The organism is Variovorax sp. 22077 (assembly GCF_052044195.1).
In the GTDB taxonomy this organism is placed as follows: domain Bacteria; phylum Pseudomonadota; class Gammaproteobacteria; order Burkholderiales; family Burkholderiaceae_C; genus Variovorax; species Variovorax atrisoli.
In genome coordinates this window covers 1-395 of the sequence record NZ_JBQEQC010000119.1, presented here as the reverse complement: position 1 = coordinate 395, position 395 = coordinate 1, and the positions used below count along the sequence as shown (strand labels likewise).

The following is a 395-nucleotide window of genomic DNA, read 5'->3' as shown; positions in this document are numbered from 1 at the left end:
GTGCCGCTCGGAAGCAGGAGCGGTGACCAGGTGCCCAGAACGGGTGCTCAGATCCACTGGAATACGCAGCAGTGGCGACGGTTGCCGGCGACGCGGGTGGGAGCTGGTTGTTGCGGTGCCGGGAGCCGTGTGATACGCATCGCGAGCGCTCGACCCCCGCATCGGCGCGCGCATCGGACCGGGCTGGCCGTCGATTGCGCGTCGTGCAACGTCAGCGGGCCTTGCGCTCGGCGCGACGGGCCCACGGTGCTGCGCTGCGGTGCCTGAGATGCAAGCGTTGCAGGTGGCGCCGCGCGCCCGGATCATCGGGCCGTCCCGTCCTCGCTTTTCTCGCCCCTTTGACCATGAAGATTCCTCCCCGCTGCGCCGCCGTCATTACCATGCTGTCCATGAGT

The 395-nt window shown here is 68.9% G+C and carries 1 protein-coding gene; it reads right to left on the bottom strand.

All coding sequences use genetic code 11. The features are described 5' to 3' along the window. Positions 1 to 211 precede the first annotated feature (211 nt). Positions 212 to 395: hypothetical protein (locus tag ACTJLF_RS34765; protein WP_440884924.1), on the bottom strand; the 184-nt coding region annotated here is incomplete at its 5' end.